This is a genomic window from Brevibacterium sp. 'Marine', from assembly GCF_012844365.1.
In the GTDB taxonomy this organism is placed as follows: domain Bacteria; phylum Actinomycetota; class Actinomycetes; order Actinomycetales; family Brevibacteriaceae; genus Brevibacterium.
In genome coordinates this window covers 242713-259731 of the sequence record NZ_CP051626.1, presented here as the reverse complement: position 1 = coordinate 259731, position 17019 = coordinate 242713, and the positions used below count along the sequence as shown (strand labels likewise).

At 58.1% G+C, this 17019-nt stretch carries 14 protein-coding genes; 1 reads left to right on the top strand and 13 read right to left on the bottom strand.

All coding sequences use genetic code 11. From position 1 onward, the window contains the following. Positions 1–273: 273 nt before the first annotated feature. The 3 genes from HF684_RS01150 to HF684_RS01140 all read right to left on the bottom strand — a co-directional run bounded on the left by HF684_RS01150 (position 274) and on the right by HF684_RS01140 (position 5699). Positions 274–2448 (bottom strand): arylsulfatase, encoded by a 2175-nt coding sequence (locus HF684_RS01150; RefSeq protein WP_169250969.1) that lies wholly within the window; start codon positions 2446–2448, stop codon positions 274–276. Between the two features lie 531 nt (positions 2449–2979). Beyond that, the gene (locus HF684_RS01145; protein ID WP_169250968.1) at positions 2980–4005 is read right to left on the bottom strand and encodes a formylglycine-generating enzyme family protein; all 1026 of its coding nucleotides are present in this window, start codon (positions 4003–4005) and stop codon (positions 2980–2982) included. A 368-nt stretch (positions 4006–4373) separates the two neighbouring features. Then, positions 4374–5699 carry an MFS transporter gene (locus HF684_RS01140; RefSeq protein ID WP_169250967.1) on the bottom strand — a complete coding sequence of 442 codons (1326 nt, stop codon included), beginning with the start codon at positions 5697–5699 and terminating at the stop codon, positions 4374–4376. A gap of 360 nt (positions 5700–6059) precedes the next feature. Here HF684_RS01140 and HF684_RS01135 point away from each other — a divergent pair, with 360 nt between their 5' ends. Next, entirely contained in the window at positions 6060–6848 is a 789-nt protein-coding gene (locus HF684_RS01135) for an IclR family transcriptional regulator (RefSeq protein WP_169250966.1), read from the top strand. A 95-nt stretch (positions 6849–6943) separates the two neighbouring features. Here HF684_RS01135 and HF684_RS01130 read toward each other — a convergent pair whose 3' ends face one another. The 10 genes from HF684_RS01130 to HF684_RS01090 form a co-directional block, all read right to left on the bottom strand. Further along, positions 6944–8188, bottom strand: a complete 1245-nt coding sequence (locus HF684_RS01130; RefSeq protein ID WP_169250965.1) for a CoA transferase — start codon at positions 8186–8188, stop codon at positions 6944–6946. A gap of 320 nt (positions 8189–8508) precedes the next feature. Further along, a complete protein-coding gene (locus HF684_RS01125) occupies positions 8509–9018 on the bottom strand; it encodes a hypothetical protein (RefSeq protein WP_169250964.1) in 510 nt (169 codons plus the stop codon). A 170-nt stretch (positions 9019–9188) separates the two neighbouring features. Beyond that, entirely contained in the window at positions 9189–10040 is an 852-nt protein-coding gene (locus HF684_RS01120) for a fumarylacetoacetate hydrolase family protein (protein ID WP_169250963.1), read from the bottom strand. Positions 10041–10431: 391 nt separating this feature from the next. Further along, positions 10432–11361: a 3-keto-5-aminohexanoate cleavage protein gene (locus HF684_RS01115; protein ID WP_025777450.1), complete on the bottom strand. Its 930-nt coding sequence runs from the start codon at positions 11359–11361 to the stop codon at positions 10432–10434. 18 nt (positions 11362–11379) lie between these two features. After that, a complete protein-coding gene (locus HF684_RS01110; protein WP_169250962.1) occupies positions 11380–12153 on the bottom strand; it encodes an SDR family oxidoreductase in 774 nt (257 codons plus the stop codon). Positions 12154–12169: 16 nt separating this feature from the next. Continuing rightward, positions 12170–13486, bottom strand: a complete 1317-nt coding sequence (locus HF684_RS01105) for an MFS transporter (protein ID WP_169250961.1) — start codon at positions 13484–13486, stop codon at positions 12170–12172. A gap of 54 nt (positions 13487–13540) precedes the next feature. After that, positions 13541–14617, bottom strand: a complete 1077-nt coding sequence (locus HF684_RS01100; RefSeq protein WP_169250960.1) for a LacI family DNA-binding transcriptional regulator — start codon at positions 14615–14617, stop codon at positions 13541–13543. A 169-nt stretch (positions 14618–14786) separates the two neighbouring features. Continuing rightward, positions 14787–15311: an MFS transporter gene (locus HF684_RS18640; protein ID WP_211168039.1), complete on the bottom strand. Its 525-nt coding sequence runs from the start codon at positions 15309–15311 to the stop codon at positions 14787–14789. Further along, entirely contained in the window at positions 15312–16091 is a 780-nt protein-coding gene (locus tag HF684_RS18635) for an MFS transporter (protein ID WP_211168038.1), read from the bottom strand. 10 nt (positions 16092–16101) lie between these two features. Further along, entirely contained in the window at positions 16102–16986 is an 885-nt protein-coding gene (locus tag HF684_RS01090; protein WP_169250959.1) for an SMP-30/gluconolactonase/LRE family protein, read from the bottom strand. Between the last annotated feature and the right edge of the window lie 33 nt (positions 16987–17019).

Below are 17019 nucleotides of genomic sequence, written 5' to 3'. Positions count from 1 at the left end.
GACCGCACCTGGACAACGTCATCCGATTCGTCCAAAGCCACAATGCCCAAGGCCCCCTACAGCGCACAATGCTGCCCCGACAGAAGGGCAGCAGCGACTGCGGCGGGGTCAGTGTCAGCACCCGGCGGGCACCGGCGGCGCTTTAAGGGCGAACACAATGCAATTGACCCTGAGCGATGCACCACGGGGCCTCGGGCCGCCAACATCGCTCAGGGTCTGCAGCTCTAACTGTCGAAATGGGACCTCCCGACAGTCACCGGAGCAGCTCTTTCATCACTCTTCCAGCAGAGCTCGTCCCATTTCCGTCGCATGGTCCACCTCGACGGCGCCGTCGATTCGCACGCTAACGTGTTTGAGGTTGCCTGTGAATCGATTAGGGCTCGCATACGATTCGCTCACCGGAGATCCTCCGTCTCTGCCGCAGTGAAGGCCGCCGGCCAGACCTGCGACCGGCCACGTTCGGTCAAGGATCGCCGAACCTACTTCCTCACCATCAATGCTCAGGGCCACCTCGCCGCCATCAGCCTCAGCCGTGAAGCTGACTGAGATCCGAACATCGCTCTGACCGTTCTCGATGACGCGAGACGAACGGACGAAGGTCCGATGGCGCCCGTCGTACGAATACTCGAATACGGGCCGCCCTTCCTCGACGTACAGCACAAGGCCTCCGAACCGAGACCCGATGGAAAGGAGAACACCCTGGCAATCGACTTCGCCGCCGGACTCCACGAGCGCTTCGATGCGGTATGACTTACGTGTGATGTCTGGTACCTGATACCGATCGAGTCGGGACATATCCGGATAGAACTCGTAATACGGCTTACCGTGCTTGGCCACAGCATTCTTGTAACGTTCAGCTTCCCTGTCGTCCAGAGGCAGAACATGATACTTCTCGGCATCTTCCCACCACAATGCAATCAAGTCTTCGAGGCGATCAGGATACGTCCGTGCCAAGTTATTGCATTCGGAGAAGTCTTCGTCCAGATGGTAGAGCTCCCATTCGTCGTTCTCGAATGGGGTGCCCTTCTCGTGCAACGCCACAGCTTTCCAACCGTCCGCCCACAGTCCCCTGTCGCCGGCGAGCTCAAAGTACTGCTGCCGCTTGCGGGTAGGAGCCGACGCTTCTGTCATCGTATAAGCGAAACTTGTCCCATGAACGGGCATCTGCTCGATGCCCTTCACCTGCGCTGGGAACTCGGCCCCCAGCAGCTCAAGAACTGTCGGAGCAACGTCGACAACGTGATGATACTGAGTCCGGATCGCGCCGCTGTCAGCGATCCCCTCAGGCCAATGGACGATCAGCGGGTCGCGGACTCCACCGCCATGGACATCCTTCTTGTACCACTTGAGCGGAGTATTGCTCACCTGGGCCCAGCCCATCGGGTAGTGATTGTTCGTCCGTTCGCTGCCCAAATCGTCAATCAGCGACAATTTGTCCTCGAGCGATTCCTCATCCCCGTAGTACAGCTTCTTTCTGATGTTCGCCGACCCGTCCGCACCGGCCTCAGGAGAAGCCCCGTTATCAGAGATCAGAACGATCAGAGTGTTATCCAACTCGCCGATCTCTGACAGGTAATCCATAAGACGACCCAGCTGAGCATCGGTATGTTCAATGAAACCGGCATAGACTTCCTGCATCCGGGCAAAGAGTCTCTGCCTGTCGGCATCGAGCTCTGCCCACGGAACGACCCCAGCATTCCTAGGGGCCAGCTGAGTATTATCAGGGACGATTCCAAGCGATTTCTGCTTTGCGAAACGCGAAGACCGGATCTCGTCCCAGCCCCCATCGTAGACGCCGCGATATCGCTCGATGAACTCGTCAGGGACATGGTGTGGCCAATGAGCAGCTCCGAGAGCCAAGTACATGAAGAACGGTGAGTCCGTGTTGCTGCCTTTGTAGTCCCGAAGCTGGTTGATACCCGAATCCACCAGGTCGTTGGTCAGGTGATAGTCATCGCCGGCTTCGAGATCGATGGCATGGTTGTCCTCATACAGCTCAGGGTGCCAGGAATCAGTCAGAGCACCATGGAATCCGTACCAGTGATCGAACCCTTTCTGCAGGGGCCAATCTGTGAAGGGTCCAGACGGATTGACCTCCGTCTGCGGCATCAGATGCCACTTCCCCACGGCCATCGTCGTGTAATCCTGTTCCTTCAGGATCTCGGCCACGTTCGCCGCAGCCGGATCGACTCGCCCTTGATACCCAGGCTCTTCGGTCATCCATTCGGCGATGATCCCCATACCTGCCGCATGATGGTTGCGACCGGTCAGGAGCGAGGCTCGAGTCGGGGAGCACATCGCTGTCGTGTGAAAATTGTTGTAGCGGAGACCGTTCGTTGCCAACCGATCGATGTTGGGCGTTGAAATCTCCGAACCATAACATCCGAGGTCCGAAAACCCGACATCATCGAGAACAACGAACATGACATTGGGGCGATTCTTACTCATCCCAAAACTTCCTTTCGTCAGAATTTTGCTGAAACCTTACTCACACTTGCGCGAACGGCAGTTTCGTCGACCGTTGGCGCACCTCCTTATCGCGGTGAACACATGAGCCGATGCGCCGAGACTTGAGGCGAATCCATATCAACCCGAAGTGACGCAGCGAGCGGCAGTTTGCGTGAGCAACCAAAATGCTCGAGCGCGCAAATCACGCAGGCGTCTTCGCACTGAACTGCCGAGTTGGATGCTGCTTGACTGTTGAACGCACTGTTCCACGTCTTCACCGACATAGCCAATAGCCTCTTACAGGATCCGCTAGCACTGCCACGAAGCACCGAAACTTTCTGCAGAGTGAGAAAACGCGGGATCCCCGACGAGACGATGCATGCCCTGTCGACAATGGCGGCATCGGCGAGGCTCCGTGCGGCTTTGTTGTCGACCGCCATTCCAGTGTTGTCCGGTTGCCGGTCGACTGGCCTGCCAGCGTGCGTCCGGGCAGAGACGCAGATCCGGCACCATGTCCCACACTCATCGGCATCAACTTCGAGTGTCCGCAACAGATCTGGCAACTCGGAAACCAATATTCGACGCAGACGAATCTCGGGTGTTCGAAGATCGAGCAGCAACTCGGTACCGATTGCAGTAGGAGTCATGGCAGAGGAATGATCCGCCCCTCAGCACTCTTCTGTCGCCAACAGTTGGACCCAACGGATCCTCGTATGGAGAGCGCGAGTAGTACTCCTCCGAGAAGTAGTCGGCACACCATTCCCATACGTTGCCGACCATGTTGTACATTCCGTAATCGTTCGGAGCATAGTGGCGTGCAGGCGCAGTCCCAGCAAAACCGTCCTCGGCACTGTTGTCGGTCGGGAAGATGCCCTGCCAAATATTGCAGTTCCAACTACCGTCCTGAAGAAGGTCGTTTCCCCAGGGGTAGCGACGCCCTCTGTATCCGCCTCGAGCGGCGAATTCCCATTCCGCCTCGCGGGGAAGTCGAGCGTCGGCCCAGACACAATACTGCTGCGCGTCATCCCAAGTGACATGCACGACGGGGTGATTCATACGATCCTCGATTCCAGATCCTGGTCCTTCCGGCGCCCACCAGCTTGCGCCTTCCACCTCCAGCCACCAAGGAATCGATGGGGCTCGTCCGACGACATGCCGCTCGGGTTCCTGCACCCCTGCCATGAGTTTCCAGAACACTGCGGATGTCCCCAATTCCTCCGCAGTGGTCTGGTATCCGGTCACAGCGACGAATTGCGCGAACTGAGCATTGGTCACAACGGTCGATGAGATTTCAAAATCCGACAGCCGCACACGATGCCGTGGACGCTCCCCGTCCGCCGGTTCCCCGTCTCCAAATGGGTCACCCATGTCAAAGACTCCTCCGAGCCTGACGAAATCTGAGGCTCGGCCTGTTGCCCTCCCGCTTCCGAGTGTCCGCGGCACTAGTTTCGAGGAACGACGCGCAGGGTGTTCTAAACGCTCCGACGCACCTCCCGAGTTGGGGGCACAGCAGCTGCGGACTTTGACAACGTCGACATCTCTGTCTGAGCTATTCATACCAAGAACTCCCACTGGTTCATGCAAACGTGCAGAGTGAATCATTCGCTTCAGTCATCGTCAGCCTCTCTCCTTCCGGTTCATGGATGGTCGAAGTGCCCTTGGGTCTGAGATCACTTCGCGGTGCAGACCTGTCCTCATATGGTTATGAAGTCTTCGCATTGTGTAGTTCACTTCAACGCTTCAACACCGGCGATCCGTCTGGAACGGCTTACCAGCACTTCGTCTGACTGCAGTTGCCGAGCCTCGGAACGAAGAGCTAAAAATCGAGAACTCTATTCGGTCGCGGCTTGGCCGAGTTCTTAGGGCTCGGTCGCTTGCCCGAAATCGATCACCGCCGAGGCAGCTGCCGCCGAGAAGGACAGCTGTCAGTCGATCATGCGCTGGGTGCCTTCTGGTGCCGCACGCAAGCAGGCGAACGAAATCAGGAACACAGCAATCCAGAGGACTGCAACAGGCCATACTGCGCCACCATCGATCAGGATGACTCCTGTGATCGCTGCCGGCCCGAACCCTGCACCGATGACAGACGCAGACTGGTAAGCCACCGATCCGCCGGTGTATCGGTTGCGAGCGGGGAACTGTTCCGAAATGAATGCTGCAATCGGACCCGTAAGAATGCCTTGGACGAGACCGTTGCCCAGAAACATCCCGGCCGCGAACCCGACAGCCGTCCCGCTCGTCAGCATCAGGACCACCGGATAGGCGAGGACCACCCCGAGCACCATGCCGATCGTCAGCATTCGACGACGTCCGATCCGGTCGGAAAGGCGAGCGGACGCGAAAACCACAAAGACGGAGATGAAGGCAGAAGTCGCTTTGAGGTTGAGCACGACATTGGTGTCCACCCCGGCTTCGACAGCCGACGCGACGCCCCAGACTGTGGTCACAGCACCACACATGAGGAATGCGACTGCGGTGCCGGTGCCGAGCAGCACCGCTTTCTTGCTGTAACGGAAAACATCGACGAGCGGGACTTTCCGTTGTTCGCCTTCCATCTCCAAGCGTTGGAACGATGGTGTCTCAGATACCTTGAGACGCACTACCAGTCCGACCAGGATGAGGACGGCTGAGAGCAGGAAGGGTACCCGCCAGCCCCACTCAAGGAACTGGTCGCCAGAGACGGCGGCGAAGAGAGAAAGGACAAGCGTGCCCAAGATTGCGCCTGCTGGACCACCGGCATTGGCGAAGCTTGCCGCGAATCCGCGTTTGGAAGCCGGAGCATGTTCGAGCGCCATCAAAGCTGCGCCGCCCCACTCGCCGCCCAACGCTACTCCTTGGATGATTCGCAATATGCCCAGCCCGATGGGAGCAGCAAGTCCGATCTGGGCGGTGGCGGGCAACAGTCCGATTCCGACAGTGGAGATACCCATGATCACCATCGAGATGACAAGCATCTTCTTACGACCGACGAGGTCACCGAAATGCCCGAAGATGATGCCGCCGAGCGGCCGAGCCAGATAGCCGACCGCCAGGGTGGTGAATGAGAGGAAGAGACCAAAGCCCGGAGGCAGGTCGGTGAAGAAGACTTTACTGAAGACGATTGATGCAGCCGCGGTGTAGAGAAGGAAATCGTAGTATTCGATGACGCTTCCGAGGAAGGAAGACGCAAGAATGCGGCGCATATCCTTTGTATTGAGTGAACCGCCAGCGTCGGTCGCTCTGTTGTCGGTCTGATCTTGAATATCGGTCATGGTGGTATTCCTTCAGGCAGGTCGAAGCTCGACGACGGTGTCAAGTGAAAGTTTGGACAAAGCCAAGGCGGACAGTTCATTCCTGCAGCGGTTCACGAACATTATTGCTGCTGGCTCTCGCATCTCGTACTGATGTTTCAAGGGCCCCTCCTCCTATACGGCCACGGTGCCGTGTATGCAGTTCAGTTGTCGCCAATGGCGTGAAGAACGCGACCGCCCATCGGCCGCTCTTCGGGACTGGATCAAGTGTTGCGTGCGACACAAGCGACTGGCTGCACGATGCCGAAAGTTCCCGTACATTGATAAAAGTCGAGCCACAGAGTAGAAATAGAGGATCCGAATCGACCGACTGGAGACCAAATGGCAGACGACCACGTTGCCGTCCTGACCAAAACGAGTCAGCTTCTTGAGGTGATGGCGTTTCGAGGGGCTCAGACAGTTGCGGAACTTTCGGATGCCACCAATATTCCGCGATCAACCATCTACCGGATGCTTGCGAGTCTGCGCAGCCTGGGCTGGGTCGAAGAGCCTTCCAAACGCGGTCACTATGCCGTTGGTTTGGGTCTGCTTCATCTGAGCAGATCGGCGATGGACCAGGAGGTCAACCGCAAGGTGGCCATGCCTGTCTTGCTGTCGTTGCGGGACAATACCGAGATGACCGTCTATCTTCACGTCGTCCGAGGATTTCGCTCGGTTTGCGTCGAGCGTTTCGATGGACGAAGAGTGGAGGGCCAAGGACTGAGAATAGGCGGGTCTTTGCCACTCCACGCCGGTGCAGGCGCGAGAGCGCTTCTAGCGTTCAGCGGCCCTGATTTCATTGAGCGTTGGAAGAAGTCGGAGTTGCACCTGGGGAAAGTCGAAAGGTTCACGGACAACACGCCCGTGACCGAAAAGGAGATCGATATCCTCATCAGCCGCATCCAAGCAAGCGGAATCTCGACCAGCTCGGAAGACAACACCTATGGTGTAGCGGCAGTAGGTGCTCCCATATTCGCCCGCTCAAACAAGTGTGTCGCAGCGGTTTCGGTGAGCTGCAGTCCTGCCTATCTGGCCGACCAACAGCGACGTTCACGTTTGGTGACAGCTGTTACTCGGGCTGCGGCAAGAATATCAGAACTGCAGGTCAATCCTTTGGCGCCGCAGTTGTGAACCACGCCCGACGGTGGGCCGACCAATTGCGGAAAGCTCGGACAGCCCATCTCCGATAACACAGACGGGAATTCAGTCCGAGCCGGACTCCCTCTTCAGTCCTCGCCACCGCCCAGCCCCAGCCATGACAGCACTTCGTCGGTGTGTTCGCCCAGATCCGGCCCGAGGTGATCGATGGGGATCGATTCTCCGCCGATGACAGGGGTGATGCCGGGGAAGGCGATGTCTTCGAGGACTTCTTCGCCGGTGGACACGTCATGGTTCTGGATCATTCCGCGGGCGTTGAGCTGCTCGTCAGCGACGAGGTCCTCGGCGGTGTAGATGGGCCCGGCCGGAACGCCCACGTCTTCGAGCGCCTCGACGACGTCCTCGACCGAACGCTGCGCGCACCATGCCCCGATCGCTTCGTCGAGTTCGTCGCGTCGCTGCCAACGGCCGGCGTTCGTCTGCAGGTCGGCATCCGCGGCGAGGTCGGGACGGTCGATGGCCGTCATCAGTCGGCCGAAGATTCCGTCCCCGTTGCCGGCGATGACCACGGATTTCCCACCGGCGCAGAGGTAGCCGTTCGAGGGTGCGATGCCCTCCATCCGACCGCCGGTGCGGGTGCGGACCTCGCCGAACGCGGAGTAGTCGGGGACGAGGGATTCCATCATGGAGAACATCGCCTCGTTGAGCGCGACGTCGACGGTCCGCTCCGACAGTGAGCCCTTGCCTTCGAAGCCGTGCGCGGATCCGACGACCGCCTCGGCGGCTCCGGCGATCTTCTGCCGCTGTCGGTCGAAGAGCATCATCACGGCACCGAACGCCGCCTGCATCCCGGCGATCGAATCCCCGATCGAGATGCCCACGCGCACCGGCGGGCGATCGGGGTCGCCGACGAGTTCGCGGAAGCCCGAGTATCCTTCGGCGACGGCTGCGAATCCGGGTCGCGACGACATCGGGCCGGTCTGGCCGAACGCGGAGATCCGCACGAACACGAGGTCGGGGTTGGCCTCTTCGAGGACGTCGGGGCCGAGTCCCCACTTCTCGAGGGTGCCCGGGCGGAAGTTCTCGAGCAGGATGTCGCTGCGGCGGACGAGTTCGAGCACGGCCTCGCGTCCCTCGTCGCTGCGCAGGTCGAGGACGACGGACTTCTTGTTGCGATTGATCGTGCGGTAGAGCATCGAGGTGGTCCCGGCCTTGAGTCGCCAGTTGCGCAGTTCGTCGCCGGTGCCGGGGCGTTCGACCTTGATCACCTCGGCGCCGAAGTCCGCGAGCATCCGCCCGGCGGTGGGTGCCGCGATGTAGTTGCCGAGTTCGAGGACTCGCACACCGGAAAGGGGAAGTCGGTGCGTGCTCATGACGATGCTCCTAGTTGTGCGTGGTTCGGTTCTCCCATGGTGCCAGGTACGGGGGCCACATTCCCGGATATCCGCATCTTCAGATGGTCCCGGGCCCACCTCGCCGAGGCGGCTCCGCGCCCGCGTACCAAGTGCTGAGCTGACCGTTAGGCCGGATTTCAATGCATCACACGAAACCTTGAGAATGGCGGGAATCCGCTTCGTCGTGTGAATGGCAGTTGTGGGGTGAGCGAACATCGTGCAACATCGTTCAACCCCCGTTGTCAGCCGGGCTCTGGGTGCCGAAGACTGGCAACCGAGTCGCAGACAGCGATGATTCGTCACCGAATGAGGAGTTCAAAATGGAATCGAACGATTTCGCAGGCAACAACGACAGCGGGCAGAACGACTTCGGCAATCAGCAGCAAGGCGGCCTCGAAGGCCAGCAGGGCGGTTTCGGCGATCAGGGCGGCCAGCAGGGTCAGCCGGGTCAGCAGGAACAGAACCAGCAACAGGGCGACTTCGGCGGTCAGGGTCAGGGTGGCCAGCCCGGCAGCCAGGAGCAGGGCGGCTTCAGTGGCAGCGATGATCGCGGCCAGGGCGGGCAGTCCGGCGCGCAGGAGCAGCGACAGCAGTCCGGTGGCTTCGACGGCGACGAACGCGAGCAGGACGGCCAGCCGAGCGGTCAGGAACAGGGTGGATTCGGCGGCCAGGGTCAGCAGGCTCAGGGCGGTCAGCCCGACAGTGGCTTCGGCGGCGGCGATGATCGCGGCCAGCAGGAGCAGGGCCAGCAGCCCGGTGGCTTCGACGAAGACAACGACCGCGAACAGGGCGGCCAGCCCGGCGGTCAAGATGAAGGCGACTTCGGCGGCCAGGAACAGGGTCAGGGTGGTTTCGGTGGCGAGCAGGGCGGCTTCGACGAAAACCGCTGATCTCAGCAGCTACCCGATCCGGCGTCACCATTGAGACGCTGATCCACACGCAAGCGGCGCACCATTCATCGGTGCGCCGCTTCGTGCATTCACTCCGTAACGGTCACGACCTGGCGGTGCCGGCCCAGCCCCTCGAGCTCGAGCTCGACGATGTCCCCGTCGGCCAGATACGGGTATTTGCCCGACAGCGCGACACCCTGCGGGGTGCCGGTGAGGATCACGTCTCCCGGCTCGAAGGCCATCGCCTGGCTGAGCTGGAAGATGATCTCGCCGACGGAGACGATGAGGTCACTCGTCGACGAATCCTGGCGAGCTTCGCCATTGACCCAACTGCGCAGCCGAAGGTCACCGGGGTCCACCTCGGCGGCGGGGCGGATCCACGGGCCGAGCGGTGTGAACCCGGGCAGGTTCTTCCCCTTCGACCACTGGCCTCCGGACTCCTCGATCTGCAGCCGACGTTCGGACAGGTCGTTGCCGAGCACGTACCCGGTGACGTGGTTGAGTCCTTCCCTCGCCGATGCGGCCCTGAAGGTCCGTGATCCGATGACCACTCCGAGTTCGACCTCCCAATCGGCTTTCGTCGCATCCGGCGGCAGTTCGATCGGGTCGGTGGGCCCTGCGATGGTCGAGGGCATCTTGAAGAAGATGACGGGGCGCTCGGGAGGTTCGGCTCCGGCCTCACGAGCATGCGCGGCATAGTTCATGCCCACGCACACGATGGCAGAAGGCCTGGTCAGCGGCGCACCGATGCGCATCTCATCGGCACCGTCGAGTGGCTTAAGCTCTCCAGCGGCGAGCGCCTTTCGGACGCGTTCGATGCCGTCGGCGGCAAAGAAGTTCGGGTCGATGTCATCGGTCAGCGGGCGGAGGTCGAAGCAGACTCCGTCGTGGCGGACTGCCGGAATCTCGTGTCCGATCGGTCCCAGTCGCAGCAGTTCCATACGGTTCCTCTCTACTAGCTCTAGGCCACGTCGTTGTGACCTGCAGCCAGGCTAGCGAGACAAACGGCGCTAATTTGGAACTGTTCAAGTATTGGACATCTGCGCTGAATGCCCGACCCACACGCTCACACGATTTCCTGCCATATCCGCGCCTCATTGGACGACCTGTAATCCCAATGCCCATAGCAGAGTCACCTCAAACGCCAGACTGGAGTCGGTCAATTGAGAGACGAACTTCCTGTAGGCCGACGCACAATCATCCCTGCTCGCCCATCGACGAGACTATACGCGCGATTCATTACTTGAACCGGCAAACGGCACCGAGGGTGCAAAGAGGGCCCAACACCGTCGAGCTGGGCCCTCAGTCGAATACTGCATTAATAGCCAGGTTTCAGAATGCCACCTGGTCAGCGCCCTTAAGACCGAGCATTGCTCGAGCTTCATCGGGAGTCGCAACTTCCATTCCCAATTCTTCGACAATGGAGCGCATCTTTGTCACCTGCGCCGCGTTCGACTTAGCAAGTTTGCCGGGACCAATCCACAGTGAGTCTTCAAGGCCCACACGGATATGTGACCCCATCGTCGCACCCATAGTTGCCAGCGGCTGCTGGTTCTTTCCTGCCCCAAGAATCGACCATTGATAGTCGTCAAGAAGACGATCAGCCGTACGGTACATATGCATAAGATCTTCCGGATGCCCCCCGATACCACCGAGCAACCCGAACACTGACTGCACGAAGAGCGGGCCCTTCGCCAAGCCTCTTCCCTGGAAGTGCGCAAGATTGTATAGATGCGAAATGTCATAGCACTCGAACTCGAAACGAGTTCCATTCGAGTTTCCGATTTCCAGAATCCGCTCAATGTCGGCAAACGTATTTTTGAACACCAGATCCCTCGAATTCTCGAGATGCTCGCGCTCCCAGTCGTTCTGGAACGATGGATACTTGTCCAACATCGGAAATAGCCCGAAGTTCATCGAACCCATGTTGAGGCTGGCAAGTTCCGGCTTGAACGTTGAGACTGGCTGCATTCTCTCTTCAACGCTCATATGCGGCGAGCCGCCGGTGGTGATGTTGACGACCGCATCGGTGTTGCTCGACACCTTCTGCAGAACTGGTTCGAAGTGCTCCGGCTCCTGCGATGGTCGCCCGTCCTTAGGGTCACGCGTATGCAAGTGCAGAATCGCGGCTCCAGCTTCAGCTGCTCCGATTGCCGCATCTGCGATCTCATCTTGAGAGATGGGAAGATGAGGCGACATCGTGGGCGTATGGATTGCCCCCGTAACCGCCGATGTGATGATGACTTTTCGCGCCTGTGCCATTTGTGTCTTCCTTAGGTCTCAGTACAGCTTCTCAGTATTTCCATCCACGGCCATGGCCTGACCGTTGACATGCGATGCCATGTCAGAAGCCAGGAATACAGCCATGTCTCCGATATCGCGGGCTTCCGCGAGTTTGTTCAATGAAGACTGGCCCGTGTACAGCCCAGTGACTTCGTCGACACTCTTGCCCAACATTTCCGCTTTGGACTCAATGACTGCTTCGATTCGTGGACCACCTACGGCGCCAGGGCAGATTGCATTGCACCGGATGTTCTCGCTGCCAAGCTCGATAGCCAAGGTCTTTGTTAGCCCGACCACCGCCCACTTTGATGCCGAATAAGGACTGCGTCCTGCCATTCCTAGCCTTCCGGCGGCAGAAGACAGGTTGACAATCGACGCTTTCTCGCTTGTTCTGAGTAACGGGAGGAAGTGCTTGACGCAGTAGAACTGGCTGTGGATGTTGACGTCAAATGTCGACAACCAGGCCTGCGAATCAAGGTTCTCTATAGCGCCGGTAGGTCCTGCAATTCCTGCATTATTGACCAGCACATCGAGAGTTTCCCATGATTCTTTGACTTCTACTGCCAGAGACATGACCTGGCTTTCATCGGCCGCGTTGGAGACGGTCGCTCGAAGTCCCTGCCTGCGTGCTGACTCCACTGCGGCCTCCGCGATGTCAGTCACCCAAACCTCAGCGCCGACGTCGACGAATCGTTGTGCGATCGCACGTCCGATTCCAGCCGCACCCGCCGTGATGAGGACACGTGTTCCTTCTAGCCCAAGCATGTTCATTCTTCTGTCTTTCCTTTCATTTTCCCGACGGCACGGGTTGCTGAATCGCGGATTCTTGCCCCTGTTTGAGGAACGGAATCAGGAATGCTCCGATTGCGCAGACGCCGACGATAAGCCACAGTCCTGAGACTCCGGAGCCTGTGAGATCTTCCATGAAGCCCATAATGTAAGGACCGAGGAATCCGCCGAAGAGGCCGACTGTATTGACGAGAGCGAGTCCCGCTGCCAGCCCAACTCCCGAGAGCCTTGTCGCCGGGTATGTGAAGAGAATGGGCTGGAGCGCGAAAAAGTTGAACGCTGCCAGGCAGAACCCAATGAGGCCAACCACCGGACCACCAAGCGCACCGATGATGAAGCCGACGATGATGTCGATCATGGAACCAAGTGCGATCTTCTTCGACATGCTCGCAGTCTTTGCCAAGCGAGGTAGGAGCAGTGCACCAATGGCTGAGAACACCCACGGGATCGCAGTCAGCAAACCGATCTCCACCGAGCCCATTTGACTCCAACTACCGATGATCGATGGCAGAAAGAAGTTGAGGGCATAGACGGCAAGCTGATGGCCGAAATAGACGCCGACTACGAGTAGGATCTGCGGGTCGCGCACAATGTCGACTAGTCGGTAGTTGGATGCCCCAGACGCACCGGCTTGTTCTTCCTCCTCGATAGTGGCTTCAAGCCATGCGGCCTCTTCGGTGCTGAGGAACTTAGCTTGCCGTGGACCATCGGGTAAGTACTTCCAAACGAGAATTGCCAAGAAGCACGCTGGAACTCCTTCGATGAGGAACATCCACTGCCAACCGTGCATGCCAAGGAAGCCATCCATCGTCAGCAATATGCCCCCAATGGGTGCTCCGATGATGTTTGCAATAGAGACGCCAAGGAGGAACATACCGTTGGCTTTTGCTCTATGCTTCACCGTGAACCACTTGGTCAGGTAGTACATGACGCCCGGAAACAGACCGGCTTCGGCGATCCCAAGCAGCATACGCAGAGTGTAGAACGACCACTCACCCTGCACGAACATCATTGCGGCAGAGATCAGACCCCAGCTGATCATGATGCGCATGATCCACCACCGAGCACCGACCTTATGCATGATCATGTTCGATGGAATCTCGCATAGCGCATAAGTGAGGAAGAACAGGCCCGCTCCAACACCGTACGCAGTGGCGGAGATCCCCAGATCGATCTCTAGCCGTTCCTTAGCCATCCCGATATTGCTTCGGTCCAGGAAAGCCAGAATGTAGGCTGCGATGAGCAGCGGCATCAACCGGGTGAAGATCACCCGATTGAGCACTTCAGGCGACCGCAGTGTCGCTGATTTTGACATAATCATCCTTACTCTCGAGGGCTGGGCGATTCGTCTGCAGTGCAGTCGACCGACTCATTCCCTGTGTGTACTCAGTGCGTTGAATGTTTCGGGATTGCATCCGCAGCTGGTCCCTATGTGGATGTGGTGTTGGCAGATAACCTCACGTACCCGAGACCCAGGGTCTCCAATGTGGTCCAGCAGAACTGCGAACGCTTGTTTTGCCATTTCCACTACCGGTTGAACAATCGTCGTCATCCCCATCAGCGGGGAACGAGAACGCGCAAGACCGTCGCTGCCGACTACAACCAGTTCCTCAGGAATGCTGATCCCGTTGACAACAGAATGTTCAATGATCCCCAACGCCACTTCGTCGGAACCGCAGACAATAGCTTCGGGCCGATTCTTCGAATCACCGAGGAGTTCCTCCGCAGCAATTCTTCCTCCGTTGCGGTGCAGACGCGTGCTCACTTTCCATGCACCCGGGATAGTGATGCCGTGCTCAGAAGCAGTTTCAATGAAAGCTCGCTCCCTATCTGCAGAAGCGGTCGAGAATCGAGGGCCGATCACAGTTGCAATCTTGGTGACGCCGTGACCGAGGACATGCGTCATCAGTTCTCTCGCCGCAAGTCCGTCATCGATGCCGATGAAGCTTGCGTCGGCATGTTCGACCCGGCGTGAGAGATTGACGACCGGTATGCGGGCGCTGTGCAATGTTCCGTATGAACGAGCGTCCAGTCGCATTCCTCCCGTCGAAATGACACCATCGACGTTCCGTGCGGACATAGTTGAAGCGACGTGTGCCAGCCGTTCCGGGTCATCTCCCGTAGTCGATACGAAGACGTCAAAGCCTTCCTCGTCGGCAGCTTCAATGATGGCCTGAGCCCAATGCATGTGCATGTAATTGACCATTGACGGGACAATCAATCCGATCACCCGGGTCAGAGATCGATTGTGCTTCGCGGAAGTCAGAGGCGACCGATAGCCGAGTTCATTGGCCGTGTCGATGACCTGTCGTCTTACTGCTGAGGAGACACCGGACTTCCCATTGAAGACGTAACTGACAGTTGCAGTCGATACACCGCAAGCACGCGCCACTTGAGCAGCGGAGACGCGAGAGCGAGACGCGGCATCTCGCGGCTCCTTTTGCATCGTTGACACCTTTACCCTCCACGCCCCTGTGCAGATCGAATACTGCAATTGGACGCCCGAGCCTCAATGTTAAGCAACGTTAAGTAATTCGAAGAATCCAGGTTGTGATCTAGGAAAAGCTACACAGCCGATTACCCTCTCGCCCGTATGCTACGGTGCGCAAGCCTGGTCAAACGCCCAACTTACTGGGCTGTTTCACAAAGGCCTGAACGAGTGCCCCCAACAGCGCAAACCCTGCCATCGTCAGGAAGCAATAGACGTACCCCGAGGATGCTTCCCAGCCGCCGCCCATCGTGACGAGTCGGCCGATAAGGACAGGGGCAATTCCTCCACCGATGAACATTGCAGTCGTAATGACACCGTTGGCTGTCGATGTACCCCCGTCTGGAGCAGAGTCTGACGCTGCCGCGTAATAGATGGGCCAGACAGCATTTGCAACCAATCCGAAGACCAGTTGGACGATCACTACCAGAAGAGACGTCGTTGCAAAATACAAGGCCGCAACGCTCACCGCCATCCAGACACCGCAGATGATGATGGTCGGCTTCCGACCAATTCTGTCGGACAGAGTTGGCCAGATGATTTGTCCGAAGATTCCAGTCAGAGCGAACACGACGCTGAGCCCAGCCGACTCAGCCAGAGAGAGTCCGACGATATTATAGAGGTAGGGAGGAAGCACGGTGTTCACCCCCATCTAGACGATCTGAGTAAGCAGAGTAGTGACTGCGGTAACTGTGATAGCTGGAGTCGTCACTGTCCTTTTCAAAAGGCCCTTGGCGTGGCCTTGCAGGTTTTCAATTGCGTCTGGCCTAGTCAGTCCCTTGGCATCGAAGTCTTTGTATAGCGTGACTATCTTGTCCCGCGTAGAGTACTTCGCCCAAAAGAGCATCACCGGGACAGCAACGATAATGGCAAGAAAGAATGCATACGACCAGCCTTCAGGCCCGAACCAGCTGAGCACCGCCGCCGCCATTATGCCTGACAACAACGACCCGATCGGGTACCCGGTGTGGTGTGCGCCAAGAGCAAATCCGCGTCTTTCCTTCGGCCACCACTCAGCGGTATTGCTTACCCCCACCGGTTCACCCCAACCTGCCCCGAGGTTGACGCCAAATCTAAGCGCAAAGAACAAGACAATATTGTGGCTGATGAATTTGAGCCCAGAGACGAAAGACAGGACTGCCATACCGATCACGAGTGGCACCTGGAATTTGGCGCGCTTCTCACCACCGCCATATTTATCGCTCATTGCAGAGCCTGGGATCGGCATAACTGCCAATGAGAGCATTATGAGTGCGGCGATGACTCCCCATGCATCGGGAGAGAGGTCAAAAGACTTCGAGATCGAGGGCCCAAGGCGCAAGATGATCTCTCGGTCGTAGGCATTGATGACCCAGATCAACCAGCAGACAAGGAGCGACACCCATGAGTACCGGTGAATGGAGCCGAGAGATTTGAGGATCGTTGAGTTCATTTGCTGACCCTCACTTCCCGTACCTGGGTTCGGGAATTCCATTGACTCCGAGGCCGGTCACAGCAAAGAGCGAACCTCTCATCTGACTGTCGTCAGGGAAACGTGGCAAGGGCGGTTTTGCCATCGATGTGACAAACAAGGTGTCCAAATCAGGACCGCCGAAATTGAGACTAGTCGCTTTGAGGACTGGCATCTCGAGAACCCGGTCCACCTGCCCATCCGGGGCATAGCGAACAATGCTCCCGCTGTAGACCAGCGCCTGCCAAAGGTACCCTTCAGAATCGACCGTGGCACCATCTGCGGCGCCACCGGCACTAGTATCAACCGTCGTAAAAGTCCTCCGCTCAGATACTTTTCCCGTCTGCACGTCATAGCTGTAGGCCCAGATCTCACCTGTCCACGTGTCTGAGAAATAGAGAGTTGAGCCATCCGGGCTGAAACATGGGCCGTTCGAACAGATGATTCCTGTGTCGAGGACAGAGATCTGACCATCGACGTCATACGAGTACAACTTACCGGAAGCCTCTTCTTCCAAAGTGTCCATCGAACCGAATACAAATCGCCCCTGGCGATCTACTTTGCCGTCGTTCAGGCGATTCCTTGGGCGGTCAGGCTCTGGATTGACTAATAGTTCTTTTGCTCCGCTTCGCATGTCGATGCGATAGAGCCCACTTTTCAACGCAGCAAGAAAATAGGTGTTGTCTGCACCTGCTGCTATGGATCCAACAGGCTCACCGACTTCCCAACACCGCAGTTCGCGGCCATCAACGGTGGAACGAAAAATTCTCCCATCGGCGCTGTCGATCCAATGTAGGCGCTGCGAGTCAGCATCCCAAAGTGGACCTTCACCCAACGTCGTCTTGATGTCCAAAAGCACTTCAATATTTGCTGCCATACTGGTTCGCTCCCTATGCTCATGTCCAGAACG

Bases quoted from the DNA above. Each gene is read 5' to 3' on its own strand.
- HF684_RS01150 (WP_169250969.1), bottom strand. From the start codon at position 2,448: ATGAGTAAGAATCGCCCCAATGTCATGTTCGTTGTTCTCGATGATGTC.
- HF684_RS01145 (WP_169250968.1), bottom strand. From the start codon at position 4,005: ATGAATAGCTCAGACAGAGATGTCGACGTTGTCAAAGTCCGCAGCTGC.
- HF684_RS01140 (WP_169250967.1), bottom strand. From the start codon at position 5,699: ATGACCGATATTCAAGATCAGACCGACAACAGAGCGACCGACGCTGGC.
- HF684_RS01135 (WP_169250966.1), top strand. From the start codon at position 6,060: ATGGCAGACGACCACGTTGCCGTCCTGACCAAAACGAGTCAGCTTCTT.
- HF684_RS01130 (WP_169250965.1), bottom strand. From the start codon at position 8,188: ATGAGCACGCACCGACTTCCCCTTTCCGGTGTGCGAGTCCTCGAACTC.
- HF684_RS01120 (WP_169250963.1), bottom strand. From the start codon at position 10,040: ATGGAACTGCTGCGACTGGGACCGATCGGACACGAGATTCCGGCAGTC.
- HF684_RS01115 (WP_025777450.1), bottom strand. From the start codon at position 11,361: ATGGCACAGGCGCGAAAAGTCATCATCACATCGGCGGTTACGGGGGCA.
- HF684_RS01110 (WP_169250962.1), bottom strand. From the start codon at position 12,153: ATGAACATGCTTGGGCTAGAAGGAACACGTGTCCTCATCACGGCGGGT.
- HF684_RS01105 (WP_169250961.1), bottom strand. From the start codon at position 13,486: ATGTCAAAATCAGCGACACTGCGGTCGCCTGAAGTGCTCAATCGGGTG.
- HF684_RS01100 (WP_169250960.1), bottom strand. From the start codon at position 14,617: ATGCAAAAGGAGCCGCGAGATGCCGCGTCTCGCTCTCGCGTCTCCGCT.
- HF684_RS18640 (WP_211168039.1), bottom strand. From the start codon at position 15,311: ATGGGGGTGAACACCGTGCTTCCTCCCTACCTCTATAATATCGTCGGA.
- HF684_RS18635 (WP_211168038.1), bottom strand. From the start codon at position 16,091: ATGAACTCAACGATCCTCAAATCTCTCGGCTCCATTCACCGGTACTCA.
- HF684_RS01090 (WP_169250959.1), bottom strand. From the start codon at position 16,986: ATGGCAGCAAATATTGAAGTGCTTTTGGACATCAAGACGACGTTGGGT.